A 16632-nucleotide genomic window follows, 5' to 3' on the forward strand; every position below is an offset into this window, starting at 1 on the left:
CTGGAGGTTCCGCCTTGCGCCGTATCACGTTCAAAAGCTGGTTCGCCCTGACAGCCTGCGCTGCCGGCGTCGTCGCCGCATTGGCCAGTCTGCCGGCTCGCGCCGAAACCGCTTTGAACGCGAAGACCTCATGGATCGGCAACAGCTTCGGCTTTGGCGATGGCACATGGACGCAGATCGATATCACCGCGATCGCGGTCACGCCCGACGGCAAGGTCTATACGAACGCGCCGTGGGACGAAAGCGGCGCCGAAGCGAGCGTCTATCAGGACGGCAAGATGCTCGGCTTCGCGGGCGGCACGCATGGCTGGGGCAACGCCGGCGGCAATGCGATCGCGGTCAACCGCAAATATGGATTCGTTGCGATCGCGGTCGGCAATGAGAAGGGGCGTCTGGTCGAGCCGGGCGTGTGGCCGGACAAGGGTAAGCAATGGTTTGGTATCTCGCGGCGCCTGATCGACGAGCCGAAGCGCGTGGCACCGTTTCAGCCCGCGGCTAAAAACGCGGACCCGCACGCGCAGCTCGCGGCCGGCTTTCTGATGATGAACGAAGTGCCGACCGGCACGAACGCCGAGATCGGCGGGCTCGCCGCGAACGACACGACGCTGTTCGCGGCCAATACCGCGCGCAATCGCATCGAAGTCTACGATGCCGAATCGATGCAGCAGAAAGCAACGTGGAACGTGCACGAGCCTGGACGAATCGCGCTCGCGCCCGACGGCACGCTATGGGTGCTCAGCGGCACGCGCGGCGATCGCGCGCCGGGTATCGGGCATTACACGGCGACCGGTCAGCGCATCGACGAGACCATCACGCTGCCGGCCGATACGGTCGCGGTCGGCCTCGCCGTCGATGCGCAAGGCCGCCTCCTGATCGCCGATAACGGTCCGCGCCAGCAGGTGCTGTTCTTCACGAAGCGCGACGGCCGCTACACGGAGTCGGGCACGCTCGGCGAGCGCGGCGGCATTTTCAGCGGCGTCGCGGGCAAGCCCGGACCGTTGCGATTCAACGGGTTGACCGGCGTGGGTGTCGATGCGCGCGGCAACGTGTACGTGTCGACCAATGGCATCGGTCCGCGTTACGAGCCGATCGGCGCGGGCCTCGGCGCGACGCTCGAAAGTTATGCGCCGAACGGCAAGCGCAACTGGCAGGTCGAGGGGCTGCTGTTCGTCGACGGCGCGTGGATCGATCCGGCCCGGCCCGACAGCGTCTATACCGGCAACAAGCGCTTCGAACTCGATTTGTCGAAGCCGTCCGGACAGGACTGGAAATACGCGGGGTTCCTGTCGAATCGGTTCAAGTACCCGGACGATCCGGTGTTCCATACCGACCAGTATCCGGGTCTGCCGATCGCGCGGCGGTTGAAGGGGCACACGTTCCTCTATCTGACCGACATGTATGCGGATCATCTGAAGATCTATCGCTTCGATCCGCAGCATGACGGCGAGACCGCGATTCCCTCGGGATTTATCGCAGGTCGCGAGCGCGCGGTCGCGAAGGTGCCGAATGCACCGCCGGGCGGTGACTGGATCTGGCGCGACACGAATGGCGACGGGCGCTTCGATCGCGACGAATACACGCTGAACACGAGCGGCACGAAGCTCGCCGGCGGCTGGGGCTGGTGGGTCGACATGGCCGGCGACATCTGGCGTACCCGGGATACGAAGGGCATCTATCGCTTCCGTTTCGGCGGACTCGATGCGAAGGGCAACCCGGTCTACTCGTACTCGAACCTGACGCAGTACCCGGTGCCGGCACCGTTCAGCGAACTGCATCGCGCGATCTATGAATCGGACACGGACACGATGTACGTGAGCGGCTATACGGCCGATATGCCGACCGCGCAGGGCTTCTGGAAGGAAGTGGGGCGCGTGCTGGTGCGCTATGACAAGTGGTCGAGCGGCAAGCCGGTGCAGCGCTACGCGATCACGCTGCCGTGGCAGACGCAGAGCAAGCCCATCGCGACGATCATCGGCGTCACGGTCGAGGGGCAATACGTGTTCGGCGTCGAGCCGGTCGGCGCGGTGCACGTGTGGGACAAGGACAGCGGCAAGGAACTCGGCGTGATCCGGCCGGGCCCCGAAGTGGGCCGCGCGTCGGGTTGGGTCGACGTGCCGAACGGTATCAGCGCGACGAAGCGCGGCGATGGCGAGTACCTCGTCTTCGTCGAGGAAGACGCGCGCGGCAAGGTGCTGATGTATCGCTGGAAGCCTTGAGGTGCGTTGGCCTCGCTGACGCAGCCCCGCACGCAATCTAACCGCAAAACCGAAGGGATTCGATGGACAAAGGCATTCTCAGGAACGTGGCGATCAACTTTTTCGGGCTCGTGCTGCCGACGTTCGTGTCGCTCGTGACCGTGCCGTCGTATATCCGGCTGCTCGGCGTGGAGCGCTACGGTGTGATCAGTCTCGTGTGGACGCTGATCGGCTACTTCGGGATTCTCGATCTCGGCATGAGCATGGCCGCGCAGAACCATATTTCGAAGGCGCGCGCGTCGGGCGATCAGCAGGAAAGCGCGCGCGTGTTCTGGAGCGCAACCTGGCTCAATCTGACGACCGGGGTTGTCGGCGGTCTGATCATCTACTTCGGCGCGTTCCTGTACACCGCGTATTTCACGAAGGTATCGCCCGAGTTGCAGCACGAAGTCTATATGGCGCTGCCGTGGCTCGCGGTTGCGATTCCGATCGCGAACGTGTCGTGGGTGTTCGCGGGCGCGATCAATGGCGCGGAACGCTTCGGCGTCTACAACACGAACCAGACGATCGGCACGTTCCTGTTCCAGCTGCTGCCGCTCGGTGCCGCGTGGTGGCTCGGCGCGACTTTGCAGAACGTACTCGCCGCGGCAGTCGTCGCGCGGATTCTCGCGGCGTTGCTGCTCGGCCGCTACGCGCTGAAAGTGCTTGAAATACGCAGCATTCAGCCGCCGCGGCTCGGCGTCGCAAAGGGGCTGTTCAACTTCGGCGGCTGGATGCTGATCGCGAGCGTGACGACGATGGTCGCCGATTCGCTCGATCGCGTCATGCTCGGTTCGCGGCTCGGCGCGCGTTTCGTCACGTACTACACGGTGCCGCAGAACCTCGTCACGCGTCTGAACATCGTGCCGACCGCGCTGGTACGCACGCTGTTTCCGCGGCTTTCCGCAGTCGGCCGCGCCGACGCCGACACGATCACACAGCAATCGCTCGAATTTCTGAACGGCGTGTTCACGCCGGTCGCGCTCGTCGCGATGCTGGTGCTCGAACCGTTCCTGCATCTGTGGGTCGGCAACGAGATAGCGACGGTCGCGGCGCCCGTGGGCCGCATCATGATCGTCGCCGTGTGGCTCGTCGGCCAGGCGAACGTGACGCGCATCCTGATTCAGTCGCAGGTCAATCCAGCCACCGCCGCGCGCATCGGCCTCGTCGAGTTGCCGCTTTTCGCCGGCGCGTTGTGGCTCGGTATCACGCATTTCGGGCTGACGGGCGCGGCGGTCGCGGTCGCTGCCCGCGCGCTGTTCGACTACGCGGTGCTGCTGCGTTTCGCCGCGATCCGCGCGCGCCAGATCGTGCTCGACATGCTCGCTCATCTCGCCTTCCTGCTCGCCAGCCTGTGGCTCGCCAGCTTCCTGCCGAGCCTCGCGCTCGCGATCGCCGCCGGTGTGCTGATGGTCGGCGCGAACGTCGCGTGGTCGATCACGATGACGCCCGCCTTGCGCAATCTTGCGCGTTCACTGCTATTGCGACTGAATCCGAGGAAAAGCGCATGAATCATGACGTCCTTGAAAAAAAACTGTTGAGGCCCGCGACGCGCAGCGCGCTCGACGAACTGACGAGCGTGCCCGGCATCCAGCCGGCACCGCGCCGTACCGCGCCGCGCGCGAGCAAAAGCGTGCGCATCGCGATCGTGCACGACTGGCTCGTCACCTACGCGGGCGCGGAGAAAGTGCTCGAGCAGATCATCGCGTGCTTTCCCGATGCGGACCTGTTCAGCCTCGTGGACTTTCTCGACGATCGCAGCTTCCTGCGCGGCAAGCCGGTGACGACGTCGTTCATCCAGAAGTTGCCGCTCGCGCGCAGCAAGTACCGCTCGTATCTGCCGCTGATGCCGCTCGCGATCGAGCAACTCGACGTGTCGGCGTACGACGTCGTGATCTCGAGCAGTCACGCGGTCGCCAAGGGCATTCTGACCGGTCCCGATCAGGTGCATATCAGCTACGTGCATTCGCCGATCCGCTATGCGTGGGATTTGCAGCATCAGTATCTGCAGCAGTCGAAGCTGACCAACGGCCCGAAGTCGGCGCTGGCGCGGCTGATTCTGCATTACATGCGCAACTGGGATATCCGCACGTCCAACTCGGTCGACGGCTTCGTCGCGAACTCGGCGTTCATCGCGCGACGCATCAAGAAGGTGTATCAGCGCGACGCGCAGGTGATCTTCCCGCCGGTCGATGTCGAGGCGTTCACGCTGTGCACGCAGAAGCAAGACTTTTATCTGACCGCCTCGCGCATGGTGCCGTACAAGAAAATCGATCTGATCGTCGAGGCGTTCGCGCGGATGCCCGAGCGCAAGCTCGTCGTGATCGGCGACGGACCCGACATGGCGAAGATCCGCGCGAAGGCGGGGCCGAACGTCGAGATCATGGGCTATCAACCGTTCGAGGTGCTGAAGGACCGCATGAGCCGCGCGAAGGCATTCGTGTTCGCGGCCGAAGAGGACTTCGGCATTTCGGTGGTCGAGGCGCAGGCTTGCGGCACGCCGGTGATCGCGTACGGCAAGGGCGGGGCGCTCGAAACGGTGCGCGATCTGTCGGAGCCGAAGCCGACCGGCATGTTCTTCGATGAACAGGATACCGACTCGATCATCGCTGCCGTGAATCGTTTCGACGAGCTTCGGCACCGGTTCCTGCCGGAGAATTGCCGCGGCAACGCCGAGCAGTTTTCGGCCGCGCATTTCCGCGAGCGCTTTTTCTCGCAGGTGCGCGCGGCGGTGCCCGCGTTGCGCACGGCGACGCTGCCGGCCTATACGCCGTATCGGCCGGCCGTGCAGGGCGCCGCGAACGTGCCGCGCATTCTTGCCGTCGATCAGAGCGGCGTGCTCGGCGGCGCCGAACTGTCGCTGCTCGAAATCGTCAAGGCGCTGCGCTCGCGCATCGAGGTCGTGCTGTTCGACGACGGGCCGTTCAACACCGCACTCGCGAAAGCCGGCGTCGAGGTCACTGTACTCGATGCCGGCGCGCTCAAAAATGTGCGCAAGCAGGGCGGTTCGATGCCGAAAGGTCAGGCGTTGAAGGGACTCATCTCACTCGTGCGTGCCACCGCGAAACGCGCGCGCAAGGTGGATGTGATCTACGCGAACACCCAGCGTGCGATGGTGATCGGCGCCGTGGCCGGCAAGCTCGCGAGACGGCCGGTGGTCTGGCATTTGCGCGACATCGTCAGCGCCGAGCATTTCGGCGGCAAGCAGCTTGCGATCATCAAGTGGTGCGCGCGGCTCGGCCTCACGCACGTGATCGCCAATTCGGCTGCGTCGGCGCAGGCGTTTGCGAAGCTCACGCGGTTCGACAGCAAGCGCATCGACGTCGTGTTCAACGGGATTGCCGCGGAACCGTTCGACGCATTGCGCACGGTGCCGCAAGCGGTGCTGCGCGAGCGCCTGAGTCTGCCGCGCGACGCGTTTCTCGTCGGCTCGTTCAGCCGGCTTGCGCGTTGGAAGGGGCAACATGTGCTGCTTGAAGCGATGGTGCTCAATCCGCAGATGCATGCGGTGCTGGTCGGCGCGGCGCTGTTCGGCGAGGACCAGTACGAGAGCGAACTGCGCGCCTTCGTCGCCGCGCACAAGCTTGGCGAGCGCGTGCATTTTCTCGGCTTCCAGCACGATATTCCGGCCTGCATGTGCGCGGTCGATGCAGTCGTGCATACGTCGATCACCCCGGAGCCGTTCGGTCGCGTGATCGTCGAGGGGATGCTCGCGCAGCGGCCGGTCGTGGCGTCGCGCGCAGGCGGCGTGCTCGAAATCATCGACGACTACGAGAACGGCGTGCTGTGTACGCCGGGAGACGCGCATGCGCTAGCCGATACGCTCGCCGAATTGCGCTCGAACGGCGACTTGCGCGACAAACTGGTCAGGAACGGCTATCGGACCGCGCAGGAGCGCTTCGGCACGCGCAGCTATGTGGATGGGGTTGCGCAGATTCTGACCGGCGTGGCAGCGCGGTGACGAGGTGATTTTTACGCGAGGATAGACGAGGGCTTGGCCAGTCCTTGCTTGGCGTAGCGGAGCGAAAGTCTCGAACGACTTTCGCTCCGTTTTTTTTTCGTGCTGTGCGGGTGGTGGGTCAGCGGCCGTTAGTTGTCTGTACCAGACCTGATCAGATGATCATGCCTGTTTTTTGTTATTCGGGTCATGCAGTCCCATGTTCGTGCCTGGAAGTGGTGAGAAATCGAATATGTGATCCGGTAAAGCCGCCAAGTCTCCCGGCTCGCCACAGGCGTTCCGGTACCTTCACGTTTCTGGGGCTCGATTGGCCGTTTTCTGAACTGTCAGGAAGCACCGGACGAATTGATCATCTAAACGGATTGCGGTCAATAAATTTAATTCGAAATAGGACGGTTTTGACAAACATTGACAATAGTTCTTGCTGGAGCCTATGGCCACCGAAGGCGAGAGCCAACAAAAATGCGGTATTGAACCGCTTTCTTTGTCGAGTCACGATACGGGAAAGATGCGCATGAACATGAGATTTCCGGAGTCATTGTAAATATGTGTCAAAGCGGCTTTATCTCAAATTAAAGTCCTTGACCGTGACTCGTTTAGATGATTAATTCGCCGGGTGTTTTTTCTGGAAGATCAGCAGAGGTCAAATGGAACAGCAGAAACAGGATGAAACCGGCGTCAAGGAAGAGTGCCAGCTCTGCCGTATCACCTATTCAATCTACTCAAACTTCCCGCCAATGCCGTCCGCAATGGCGCTGAACGCCGAAACCGGCGAATGGTTTCCGTTCGATACGCTGAAGTCGTATTCAAACGGTTACGACATGGCCGAAGCCCTGGGTTACTCATGGGCGTGCGATTGTCGCGAGCGTGCCGCCAAACGGTTCAATGAGCAGTTCGAGCTAAGAGACTCCACTGGCAAGCGACAAGCGCGGGTGCGTTACCGGATACGCGTCGGTTCGAGGGTCCTCGCGAAAGGTATCACGGATGCCCAGGGGCGCACCCAGCGTGTTTCAACAGGTAACGCAAAGCAGGTTTTTATCGATGTTGCCGGGTCATAGCGGCGGACAGCAGGTAAGTCTTTTATTATGGGAGAACAGATGACAAACGACTTCTTTAACAAAAACAGCCAATATCTCAAGACCGACGAGAATGAAGAGTGGACCGAGGTCGGCACTGCCATTACCAATACAACTCCCGGGTCAATATCCAATGTCATAATCAATACGACGCCTATCTGTCCAAACATGAGCAACAAGGAATTCAGAAAGGAGGTCATGCGGGCACGCGATGCTGGCGTTTCGTTGATTAAGGAGCGCACTGCAGCAGTGGCACGTTGGGACGCAAAAGAGCGGGACCGTGCCGAAATTTATTTCGCTCGCGCAGATGAAGAAATCCGAAGCACTTTGGCTGTTGGTCTGCCGCGCCTGCTAGCTGCGATGCAGGAGCTTGTACCAGAAAAGATTGTTCGATGGGACAGCGTACTGAACAGGAGCCTTACATGCACAGTTGCGCTAGATAGCGGCGACAATCACGCCGCAGTGTGCAAACCCGATTCCCAAAAGCGCGTTATCGCTATCTACTCGAAGTTTTGCAATATCTCACATGGCGAGTTGTTTCACGAGTGCAAGATCAAGACGTTGATTCACGAGTGCACCCATTATACGGATACTTTTAATTCGATCGATGAGGTATATGCAGATACCGAGTCAGGAGCGAAATACTTTGCGAAAAATCATCCTGACCTCGCAATCAGAAATGCCGACAACATAACCGGCTATATTGCAACATTCGATGGGCGAAATATCAGATGAGTAAGAAGCTGAAAGTGAGGGGCAGTGTTGTGATCGTAGCGCTTGCCATTTCGGCTTGTTCTTATGGATCGGCTGGCGCATGTACCATCGGGGAAGAAGCAGAGATTGAATTGCCAGTCAATACAACTGCGCTGACCAATGCAAACAGGCTCGCAATTACGGATGCTGTCATTGAGGCGAAAAAATGGCCCGACGTTCAGATTCAGGCGGTTATTATGGCTGGCGCATATACTGTAGAGCGTAATCTGGATCAGTTGAAAGAAGACCGGGCTAGAAACGTCAAGGTGTATTTGCAACAGCTTGGTATAAGAAGTGAAAATATTTTGATCGAGAAGCATACTTTCACGGATGAAATGGTGGTGAAGCGTCCTGATGGCACACTTAGTTACCGTCAGGTCTTCGTAGAGTTCAAGCCGATCTGTAACGGTAGCTGTGCGTGGATGTGCGACGATCCAAGGGTGACGCCGCGCAGCAAGGTTATCAACCCGTAAGCACACGAACAGGGCTCCGCCGAAGCGGGGCCCATTCATAGACAGGTCAGGCAGGCAAGCGGCACCATCACGACTGGGCATAGGCGACATCGCCGATGAACTCGATGCCGGTAAGCATGAAGCCGTTAGCGATGGTGTTCAAAACTTGCTCAAGCCGCGATTGATTTTCCGTCTGGCCATGCCGCCATGAATACGGTGAGATGACCCGATGCTCTTGTTCTGCTAGCGCCTTCCAGGCTTAAAACTCGCCGACCACCTCATCGCAGGCAACTCAACGAGCCGATAGAACACATAGGCGGCCGGCACCGCGACCAGCATATAGCCGAACGACGGCCAGATCGACATCTGCAGTGACGAACGAAACAGCCACGCCGACAGCAGTACGAAGATCGGCAGATGGATCAGATACAGCGAGAAGCTGAAGTCGCCGACGCGCGACAGCAGGCGCGCTACTGCATCCGACCCGGCACGAAGCAGCGCGCGCACGCCGCCCGTTTCACGCCGGGGGGCATGACGTCCATCGAGCGCCTTGTACAGATAGCACGCGAAGCCGAGAGCCCATATCTGGAACGCGCCGTACTGGCCGAAATGAAACGCGACGCAGCCTGCCGCGATCAATACCGCCGCGAGCACGTACAGCGATGCCGGCGCACGCGCCGCTTGCACGCTGCGCGCTTTGGCGTCGGCGATCCACGCACCGAGCGTCCAGGAGAACCAGTACGACGTGAAGAACTGCAGATCGTGGCGCTCCAACCCGTACGCGGACGCAACGTTGATCGCGCCGACGAGCGCGAGCACGGCGTTCATGCCGATGCGTCTGCGTAGCGCGAACAGCAGCGGATAGATCGCATAGAACTGCACTTCGAGCGACAGCGTCCACAGCGCGCCGTTCGAGCCATACGTTTTACCCGCCACACCCTGCAGCGAAAACAGGTTGACCAGAAACGGATGCCAGCCGATGTCGCGAATCTTGTGACTGACGGGCGGCAATTGCAGGCTCAACGAATCGAGCGCGAAGGTCAGTACGAGCGCCGCGAGCAGCACCGGGTAGATGCGCGCGAAGCGCCGCAGCCAGAAGTTGCCTGCATCGAGCCGGTAAGCGGGATTGCCCGCGAGCCGCAGCGCGCCGCCGCGATGGATGCAGTAGCCACTGATGACGAAGAACATCGGCACACCGGCCGAGCCCCATGCGATCGGAAACGTCAGATACGCGGCGAGACTACTGGGACTCAATGAATGTCCGACGCTCTGATGAAACGCCTGCATGCCGACCCACACGATCTGGCGGCAATGAAAGTAGGCGACCAGCAGCGCGGCGAAGCCTCGCATCGCGTCGATCGCGTGCTCCTTGCCGGCGCTATCGACACGCGCGTCGCTGCGCGCATGCGCCGCGGCCGGGTTTTTCTCCGGGCGCGGCAGCGGGGAGAGGGGCAGGGATGAGCCGGCGGCATCCAGTGCTGGGTCGCTCATACGCGGTCCTTATCTGAAGCGGAAAAAAGAAAAAATTGCGCGGAACAAGCCTTCGAGCGGGCGTCTTGCGCACCCGCGACGCATCCATCCTAGAGCACCGCAATCCTGAAAAATGATTAAAAAATTCCATTTCGCATTGAATCCGATATTGATTTTGTGACGAATTGTAATTTCGCGTCGACGTATGGGGTATCGAATTATTTATCGCTTTTGTCGTGCTAATTTAAAGCAAGGATTTTCTGACCCCGAGGTGAAGTCATGAACCTGCATTTACTGGCCGGCGTGGCCGTCCTGCTGATCCTGGTGGCCGCCTCCGCCTACCGCGATGCCTTGCGCAACGAGCCGATCCGTCGTTACCGGATGAACCCAGGCAAGCTGCCACCGGTCGACGAACAGGAATGACGTGCTGCCGAAGCCGGTCATCGGGTCGCCAGGCGACCCGTGCCAGGGGTCGTCCGAAAGGTAAGACTTTCGGATTTGCTCGATCACCAACTGGCAATAGATACGTAATAATTTCCTCAATTCCTCACAATATCGCATTGCGATTAATGCGTGAATTATCCGAATTAAATCGGAGAAAAACGCTTGCGTGAACCTCGCGGTTTTTCTGCTAGTCTTGCGCCGGCATTGATTGGCCGCCAGGTCCGCGAACACACCAATTTCTAACCGATGTGGGAATGCCTACCATGCTGAAAGTCACCAAAGCCGTGTTTCCCGTAGCGGGCCTCGGGACACGATTCCTGCCGGCTACCAAAGCAAGTCCGAAGGAAATGCTGCCGATCGTCGACAAGCCGCTGATCCAGTACGCGGTCGAAGAAGCGATCGATGCCGGCATCACCGAGATGATCTTCGTGACGGGACGCAGCAAGCGCGCGATCGAAGATCACTTCGATAAATCCTATGAGATCGAGTCCGAACTCGAAGCGCGCAACAAGCAGAAGCTGCTCGACCTCGTGCGTAGCATCAAGCCGGCCAACGTCGACTGCTTTTACGTGCGCCAGGCCGAAGCGCTCGGTCTCGGCCATGCGGTGCTGTGCGCCGAAAAACTGGTGGGCGACAGCCCGTTCGCGGTGATTCTCGCCGACGACCTGCTGCATAGCGCGAAGCCCGTGATGAGTCAGCTCGTCGATACCTTCAACCACTATCACAGCTCGGTGATCGGCGTCGAAACGATCGCGCGCGAGGACAGCCGCTCGTACGGCGTCGTCGACGGCCGCGAGTGGGAAGACAACGTGATCAAGCTGTCGGGCATCGTCGAGAAGCCAGCGCCGGATGAGGCGCCGTCGAATCTCGGCGTGGTGGGCCGCTACGTGCTGATGCCGACGATCTTCAAACATATCCGCGCGCTGAAGCCGGGCGCGGGCGGCGAGCTGCAACTGACCGACGCGGTGCAGTCGTTGCTGACCGAGGAGCAGGTGCTAGCGTATCGCTACTTCGGCACGCGCTTCGATTGCGGCAGCAAGCTCGGCTATCTGAAGGCGACCGTCGAATTCGCACTGCGCCATCCCGAGGTGAAGGCTGAATTCGAGGCGTATCTGCAAGCCTTTATGAAGAACGAAGCGTCGGGTGGCGAGGCGGCGCAATTGACGGCAGAAGCCGCGTGAAGTGACACGACCTGGAAGAAAAAACGGGCGCCGCATTGCACGGCGCCCGTCGTCGTTTCGGCCGGACGGCCTCAACCCTGCTTCTTCACCTCGAGCCGGAACTTGTGCAGCAACGGCTCGGTATATCCGCTCGGCTGCTGGCGCCCCTCGAAGACGAGCGCCTGCGCGGCCTTGAACGCGATCGTGTCGAAGCCGGGCGCCATCGACTGGTAAAGCGGATCACCGGCGTTTTGCGCGTCCACCACCTTGGCCATGCGCTTGAACGTCTCCTCGACGAGCTCGCGCTTGATCACACCGTGATACAGCCAGTTGGCGATGTGCTGGCTCGAAATACGCAGCGTCGCGCGGTCTTCCATCAGGCCGACGTTGTGAATGTCCGGCACTTTCGAGCAGCCGACGCCCTGGTCGATCCAGCGCACCACATAGCCGAGAATGCCCTGCGCGTTGTTGTCGACCTCGGCGCGGATTTCGTCGTCGCTCCATGGCGCCTTTTCGACGACCGGAATCGTCAGCAGGCCGTCGAGCAGTTCGTCGCGCACCGTCGCATAGTCGGTGCGTTCGAGTTCCTGCTGGACCGCCTGCACGTCGACCTGGTGATAGTGCAGCGCGTGCAGCGTCGCCGCGCTCGGCGAGGGCACCCACGCGGTGTTCGCGCCGGCCTTCGGATGGCCGATCTTCTGCTCCAGCATTGCGTGCATCAGGTCGGGCATCGCCCACATGCCCTTGCCGATCTGCGAGCGGCCGCGCAGGCCCGCGCTCAAACCGACCAGCACGTTGCTGCGCTCGTACGACGTGATCCACTTGCTCGACTTCATGTCGCCCTTGCGCATCATCGGGCCCGCTTCCATCGCCGAGTGCATCTCGTCGCCGGTGCGATCGAGGAAGCCCGTGTTGACGAACGCGACGCGCGCCGACGCTTCGGCGATACAGGCGAGCAGGTTCACGCTGGTGCGGCGCTCCTCGTCCATGATGCCCATCTTGATCGTGTTGCGCGGCAGCTTCAGCAGGTCTTCGACGCGCGCGAACAGTTCGCTCGCGAACGCGACTTCGGCCGGTCCGTGCATCTTCGGCTTCACGATATAGATCGAGCCGGTGCGCGAGTTCAGCTTGTTCTGGCGGTCGCGCAGCGCGCACAGCGTGGTGATCACCGCGTCGAGAATGCCTTCCGGAATCTCGTGGCCGTCTTTTGTCAACACGGCCGGGTTCGTCATCAGATGGCCGACGTTGCGGATGAACAGCAGCGAGCGGCCATGCAGCTGGACCTGCGACTTGCCGTCGGCGCCGATGTATTCGCGATCGGCGTTGAGCCGGCGCGTGAAGGTCTTGCCGTTCTTCGTGACCTGTTCGGTCAGGTCGCCGTTCATGAGGCCGAGCCAGTTGCGATAGAGCTGCACCTTGTCGTCGGCGTCGACGGCTGCGACCGAGTCTTCGCAATCGATGATCGTGGTGACGGCCGCTTCGACGACGACGTCCTTGACATGGGCGGCATCGGTCTTGCCGATCGAATCGTTCGCATCGATCTGGATCTCGACGTGCAGGCCGTTGTGCTTGAGCAGCACCGCCGACGGCGTGCTCGCGTCGCCCTGATAGCCGACCAACTGCGCGGGTGTCTTCAGCGCCGTGGTGCCGCTCTTCAGCGCGACGACCAGTTGGCCGTTCTCGACGCTATAGCGCGTTGCGTCCGCGTGCGAGCCGTTCGCGAGCGGCGCGGCCTGATCGAGGAACTTGCGCGCGTACGCGATCACGGCTGCGCCGCGCACCGGGTTGAAGCCCTTCTGCTTTTCCGCGCCGTCCGTTTCGGGGATCGCGTCGGTGCCGTACAGCGCGTCGTACAGGCTGCCCCAGCGCGCGTTTGCGGCGTTCAGCGCGTAGCGCTGGTTCGACAGCGGCACGACGAGCTGCGGGCCGGCCTGTCCGGAGATTTCGCTGTCCACGTGGTCGGTCGTGGCCTGGACGCTTGTGGGCACGGGCACGATGTAGCCGATGCCTTCGAGAAACGCACGATACGCGCGCAGATCCCGCACCGGGCCGGGATTGGCCCGATGCCAGTTGTCGAGTTCGCTTTGCAGGCGGTCGCGCTCGGCGAGCAACGCCCGATTTTTGGGCGCCAGCTCGTGCACGAGGGCGTCGAATCCCGACCAGAAGGCGGCGCTGTCGATTCCGGTGCCGGGCAGGGCTTCGGATTCGACGAACTGGTCGAGGTTGGCGGCGACCTGCAGTCCGCCGCGCGGGTTCATCTGAGTCATCGACTGCTCCATCTGTTATGGGACCGACGAGGGGGCATCGGTCCGCGTTGTGTCTCGGGATTGCTTTGGCGCTCGGCGCTTTACACGCCGAGCGCCTGAATGCCGGCTTTCGCGATCTGCGCATCCTGCTCCGACTTGACGCCCGACACGCCGACCGCGCCTACCACGTGGCCGTCGACGATCACCGGCACCCCGCCTTCGAGCGTGCCCTGCAGCGGTGCGCTGAGGAACGCGGTGCGGCCGTTGTTGATCATGTCTTCATAGACCTTGGTTTCGCGCCGGCCGAGCGCCGCGGTGCGCGCTTTTTCGGTCGCGATATACGAGGTGGAGGGCGCCGCGCCGTCGAGACGCAGCACCGCGAGCGGATGGCCGCCGTCGTCCGCGACGACGATCGCGACAGGCCATTTGTTCTTCTCGGCTTCCGCACGGGCGGCATCGACAATGCGGGTCGTCTCGGCGACGGTCAACACGGGTTTGCTCAGCATAATGAATTTCCTGTCTCGGTGATGGGAAGGTGGCGTCTACAGCTTCTTTCGGTAACCGGCGATGCGGCGCTTCAGGAGATCCTCGGGGCTCCGTTGCAAGCTTCTTGCGGCTCTCCGGCGCGCGGCTGATCCGACGATTTTACTTCCGCGCGAGGCAGCGCGAAACGGCGGCCTCGCCAGGCAGCTCTGCCCGTGCGCTCGACAGTGCCGCCGCAACGCCACGCGCGGGGCGGTCCACAAGCGCGGCCTGGTTCAGAAATAAAGAGGTAGACCAGCAGATGAGCTGGTTTTCGAAGCATTCATTGCGGCCAGACAATGGTCGCGCCGCAAGCCGTAGCGGGGGCGACGGCTTCGGTTCATCGTTGGATGACAGCGGCAAGCGAACGAGGCCCGGTTCACCCTTTCACGAGTGATCCAGACCCGCGCATGGGCGACGCGAACACCGCTTAGCCGCCCCCGAACCAGTCGAAACCAGTGGAAGGCAGCCGAAACTGGCTGATACGCCCGAAGAAACGTTCGATCTGCGTTCGACCTCTATCAGGTCGGTTTCCCGCACTCGCCGACAATGAGGCCAACCGGGGCAGCAGCATTGACTATGATCGCGCTGTCAGTCCGGACCACACGATGACGGCTCGGCGGTGCGACCCAGTCAGCGATCGGGGCGCGTTGATGAATGGCGATCGCGGAGAAATCCTTGCAGCCAGTTTTCAGGGCGACGTCCGAGGTCGGGTGCGCGATGGCAAGGTGGGCGAAGCCCAAACATATTCCAGCGCATAGTGCAGGCAGCGTACGCATGGTGTGTCCTCCTTGTGCGAGAGAACCAGTAGAGTGCCAGTCAACTGTCTGTCAGCTTCGATCGGTGGGGCTCTGCAGCGATCAACCTTGCTCCGCGTCGGCAGTGGCGGATCGATCGTTGGCTCGTTGAGGGCACGACAGGCCTGGTACGCTTTCAATCTATGCAGTGGCGATTAAAGCAGGCTTAAAGGCTTTCCCCGTGCCGGCACGATGATGATCGCCCGTTCTCTCCACTGTGCGGGGACGCCTTGTGGCAGGTTCCTGCTATCCATACGCTGAAGGCCCGGCAAACGAAGAATCTCGCGGATGTGAGCGCCGATGGCCGACCCGCATTGCAGGGCCGCGGCGTCAATATCAATCGGACGATCCAGCAGTCCCGCCGAAAAGGGGTGTCTGTTGAACCTGGAACTGCCCCAGCGCCCAACCGAATGACTCGATTTCCCGCTTGTGCAGCATCGCGAGCTTCAACAGGCACCGCTCGCCTTTTTCCGTCAGGTGGACCTGCACGAGTCGCCGGTCGGAAGCGTCGGGGCGACGCTCGACGAGCCCGGCGGCTTCGCAGCGGGACACGAGCGCCGCGGTGCCGTTGGGCGCTGCCTGCAACCGCTCAGCCAGTTCGCCGATACTGCCCCAGGAGCGGTCGGGAAATCCCCTGACGTGAAGCAGCATCTGATATTGCAGAGGCGTGACTCCTTCCGCGTGAGTAATTTCTTCCGAATACCGCAGGAACCTGCGTAACTGGTAACGGAATGCCGACATGGCTTCGAGATCCTGCTTGTTGGGCATGCCGACCCGGATGTGCGGTGATGTTTGCTTCACTTTGCTACCTGGTATTGCGTGACCGTAGCAGGAACTTCCCGCGTCCTCGACCGTATGCCGCGGCTATGCCTCCTCGCCTTTTTCATCCTGTCCGATCACGACGCTCGTCGACGACGCAAACATGTAACGCGGCACATCCAGATTCTGGGGCGCGGGTTTGTCTTTGAACACTCGACCGGCCAGGTCGTAAGTCGAGCCGTGACAAGGGCACAGAAAGCCCCCGGGCCAATCGTCGGGCAGACTGGGTTGCGGCCCGGGCTGGAAGCGGGGCAGCGGGGTGCAGCCGAGATGGGTGCACACGCCGATCACAACCAGTATGTTGCGATGATCCGGGCGCGACCGGTATTCGTTGTTGCAGTAGGCCGGCAGCGGTATCGAGAACGGATGCACGGTATGCGGGTCGGCGACCATCGGGTTGGCCTTGAGCACGGCCGCCAGCATCTCGTTGGTTCTGTTGACGATGAAAATCGGCTTGCCGCGCCACGCCACGGTCATCATGCTGCCAGGCTCGAGTCTGCTGATGTCGGCGCTGACTGGCGCCCCGGCTGCCCTCGCACTCGCTGGCGGCGCAAACGAGTCGACAAAAGGAACGACGACCGCCACGCCTCCTATGGCGCCGACGGCCGATGTGGCGATGAGCCATCTGCGGCGGGTTTCGTCGAGAGGCTCGCTGGAACCGTTTTTCATGGCAAGCTCCGAGTCGGTTCGGTTGCCCATCG

At 61.6% G+C, this 16632-nt stretch carries 14 protein-coding genes; 8 read left to right on the plus strand and 6 right to left on the minus strand.

Annotation, left to right across the window (positions count from 1 at the left end; all coding sequences use genetic code 11):
* The first annotated feature begins 14 nt into the window (after positions 1-14).
* The 6 genes from OKW40_RS06370 to OKW40_RS06395 all read left to right on the plus strand — a co-directional run bounded on the left by OKW40_RS06370 (position 15) and on the right by OKW40_RS06395 (position 8494).
* Positions 15-2216 (plus strand): hypothetical protein, encoded by a 2202-nt coding sequence (locus tag OKW40_RS06370; protein ID WP_429488781.1) that lies wholly within the window; start codon positions 15-17, stop codon positions 2214-2216.
* 62 nt (positions 2217-2278) lie between these two features.
* The gene (locus tag OKW40_RS06375; RefSeq protein ID WP_090804848.1) at positions 2279-3745 is read left to right on the plus strand and encodes a flippase; all 1467 of its coding nucleotides are present in this window, start codon (positions 2279-2281) and stop codon (positions 3743-3745) included.
* Entirely contained in the window at positions 3742-6195 is a 2454-nt protein-coding gene (locus OKW40_RS06380; RefSeq protein WP_429488783.1) for a glycosyltransferase family 4 protein, read from the plus strand. The genes OKW40_RS06375 and OKW40_RS06380 overlap by 4 nt, the downstream gene beginning before the upstream one ends.
* Before the next feature lie 644 nt (positions 6196-6839).
* Complete coding sequence (locus OKW40_RS06385) at positions 6840-7250, plus strand: hypothetical protein (RefSeq protein ID WP_090804852.1); 411 nt, start codon at positions 6840-6842, stop codon at positions 7248-7250.
* A gap of 39 nt (positions 7251-7289) precedes the next feature.
* A complete protein-coding gene (locus OKW40_RS06390; RefSeq protein WP_429488785.1) occupies positions 7290-8003 on the plus strand; it encodes a M35 family metallo-endopeptidase in 714 nt (237 codons plus the stop codon).
* On the plus strand, positions 8000-8494 hold the full coding sequence (locus OKW40_RS06395) for a hypothetical protein (protein WP_167368654.1): 495 nt from the start codon (positions 8000-8002) through the stop codon (positions 8492-8494). The genes OKW40_RS06390 and OKW40_RS06395 overlap by 4 nt, the downstream gene beginning before the upstream one ends.
* Positions 8495-8716: 222 nt before the next feature.
* On the opposite strand, the gene OKW40_RS06400 is transcribed toward OKW40_RS06395, so the two are convergent.
* Positions 8717-9964, minus strand: a complete 1248-nt coding sequence (locus OKW40_RS06400) for an acyltransferase family protein (protein WP_429488787.1) — start codon at positions 9962-9964, stop codon at positions 8717-8719.
* Positions 9965-10222: 258 nt separating this feature from the next.
* Here OKW40_RS06400 and OKW40_RS06405 point away from each other — a divergent pair, with 258 nt between their 5' ends.
* Both OKW40_RS06405 and galU read left to right on the plus strand, forming a co-directional pair.
* Entirely contained in the window at positions 10223-10366 is a 144-nt protein-coding gene (locus OKW40_RS06405; protein ID WP_008921966.1) for a hypothetical protein, read from the plus strand.
* A 284-nt stretch (positions 10367-10650) separates the two neighbouring features.
* Positions 10651-11568 carry a UTP--glucose-1-phosphate uridylyltransferase GalU gene (galU, locus tag OKW40_RS06410; RefSeq protein ID WP_184066584.1) on the plus strand — a complete coding sequence of 306 codons (918 nt, stop codon included), beginning with the start codon at positions 10651-10653 and terminating at the stop codon, positions 11566-11568.
* Between the two features lie 71 nt (positions 11569-11639).
* Here the strand turns inward: galU and OKW40_RS06415 are convergent, their stop codons facing one another.
* From OKW40_RS06415 to petA, 5 genes are all read right to left on the minus strand, one after another.
* Positions 11640-13814 carry a malate synthase G gene (locus tag OKW40_RS06415; protein ID WP_429488789.1) on the minus strand — a complete coding sequence of 725 codons (2175 nt, stop codon included), beginning with the start codon at positions 13812-13814 and terminating at the stop codon, positions 11640-11642.
* Between the two features lie 80 nt (positions 13815-13894).
* Positions 13895-14299, minus strand: coding sequence for a heme-binding protein (locus tag OKW40_RS06420; protein ID WP_184003617.1), 405 nt, complete (start codon positions 14297-14299; stop codon positions 13895-13897).
* A gap of 537 nt (positions 14300-14836) precedes the next feature.
* Positions 14837-15094 carry a hypothetical protein gene (locus OKW40_RS06425; RefSeq protein ID WP_184066578.1) on the minus strand — a complete coding sequence of 86 codons (258 nt, stop codon included), beginning with the start codon at positions 15092-15094 and terminating at the stop codon, positions 14837-14839.
* A 354-nt stretch (positions 15095-15448) separates the two neighbouring features.
* Complete coding sequence (locus tag OKW40_RS06430; RefSeq protein WP_429491926.1) at positions 15449-15880, minus strand: MarR family winged helix-turn-helix transcriptional regulator; 432 nt, start codon at positions 15878-15880, stop codon at positions 15449-15451.
* Between the two features lie 96 nt (positions 15881-15976).
* The gene (gene petA / locus OKW40_RS06435) at positions 15977-16600 is read right to left on the minus strand and encodes a ubiquinol-cytochrome c reductase iron-sulfur subunit (RefSeq protein WP_187610070.1); all 624 of its coding nucleotides are present in this window, start codon (positions 16598-16600) and stop codon (positions 15977-15979) included.
* Between the last annotated feature and the right edge of the window lie 32 nt (positions 16601-16632).

This window comes from Paraburkholderia sp. RAU6.4a, assembly GCF_050435625.1.
Taxonomy (GTDB): Bacteria; Pseudomonadota; Gammaproteobacteria; order Burkholderiales; family Burkholderiaceae; genus Paraburkholderia; species Paraburkholderia tuberum.

Excerpts from the sequence above, each read along its gene's own strand:
- OKW40_RS06375 (WP_090804848.1), top strand. The coding sequence starts at position 2,279 with ATGGACAAAGGCATTCTCAGGAACGTGGCGATCAACTTTTTCGGGCTC.
- OKW40_RS06380 (WP_429488783.1), top strand. The coding sequence starts at position 3,742 with ATGAATCATGACGTCCTTGAAAAAAAACTGTTGAGGCCCGCGACGCGC.
- OKW40_RS06385 (WP_090804852.1), top strand. The coding sequence starts at position 6,840 with ATGGAACAGCAGAAACAGGATGAAACCGGCGTCAAGGAAGAGTGCCAG.
- OKW40_RS06390 (WP_429488785.1), top strand. The coding sequence starts at position 7,290 with ATGACAAACGACTTCTTTAACAAAAACAGCCAATATCTCAAGACCGAC.
- OKW40_RS06395 (WP_167368654.1), top strand. The coding sequence starts at position 8,000 with ATGAGTAAGAAGCTGAAAGTGAGGGGCAGTGTTGTGATCGTAGCGCTT.
- OKW40_RS06400 (WP_429488787.1), bottom strand. The coding sequence starts at position 9,964 with ATGAGCGACCCAGCACTGGATGCCGCCGGCTCATCCCTGCCCCTCTCC.
- OKW40_RS06405 (WP_008921966.1), top strand. The coding sequence starts at position 10,223 with ATGAACCTGCATTTACTGGCCGGCGTGGCCGTCCTGCTGATCCTGGTG.
- galU (WP_184066584.1), top strand. The coding sequence starts at position 10,651 with ATGCTGAAAGTCACCAAAGCCGTGTTTCCCGTAGCGGGCCTCGGGACA.
- OKW40_RS06415 (WP_429488789.1), bottom strand. The coding sequence starts at position 13,814 with ATGACTCAGATGAACCCGCGCGGCGGACTGCAGGTCGCCGCCAACCTC.
- OKW40_RS06420 (WP_184003617.1), bottom strand. The coding sequence starts at position 14,299 with ATGCTGAGCAAACCCGTGTTGACCGTCGCCGAGACGACCCGCATTGTC.
- OKW40_RS06425 (WP_184066578.1), bottom strand. The coding sequence starts at position 15,094 with ATGCGTACGCTGCCTGCACTATGCGCTGGAATATGTTTGGGCTTCGCC.
- OKW40_RS06430 (WP_429491926.1), bottom strand. The coding sequence starts at position 15,880 with ATGCCCAACAAGCAGGATCTCGAAGCCATGTCGGCATTCCGTTACCAG.
- petA (WP_187610070.1), bottom strand. The coding sequence starts at position 16,600 with ATGAAAAACGGTTCCAGCGAGCCTCTCGACGAAACCCGCCGCAGATGG.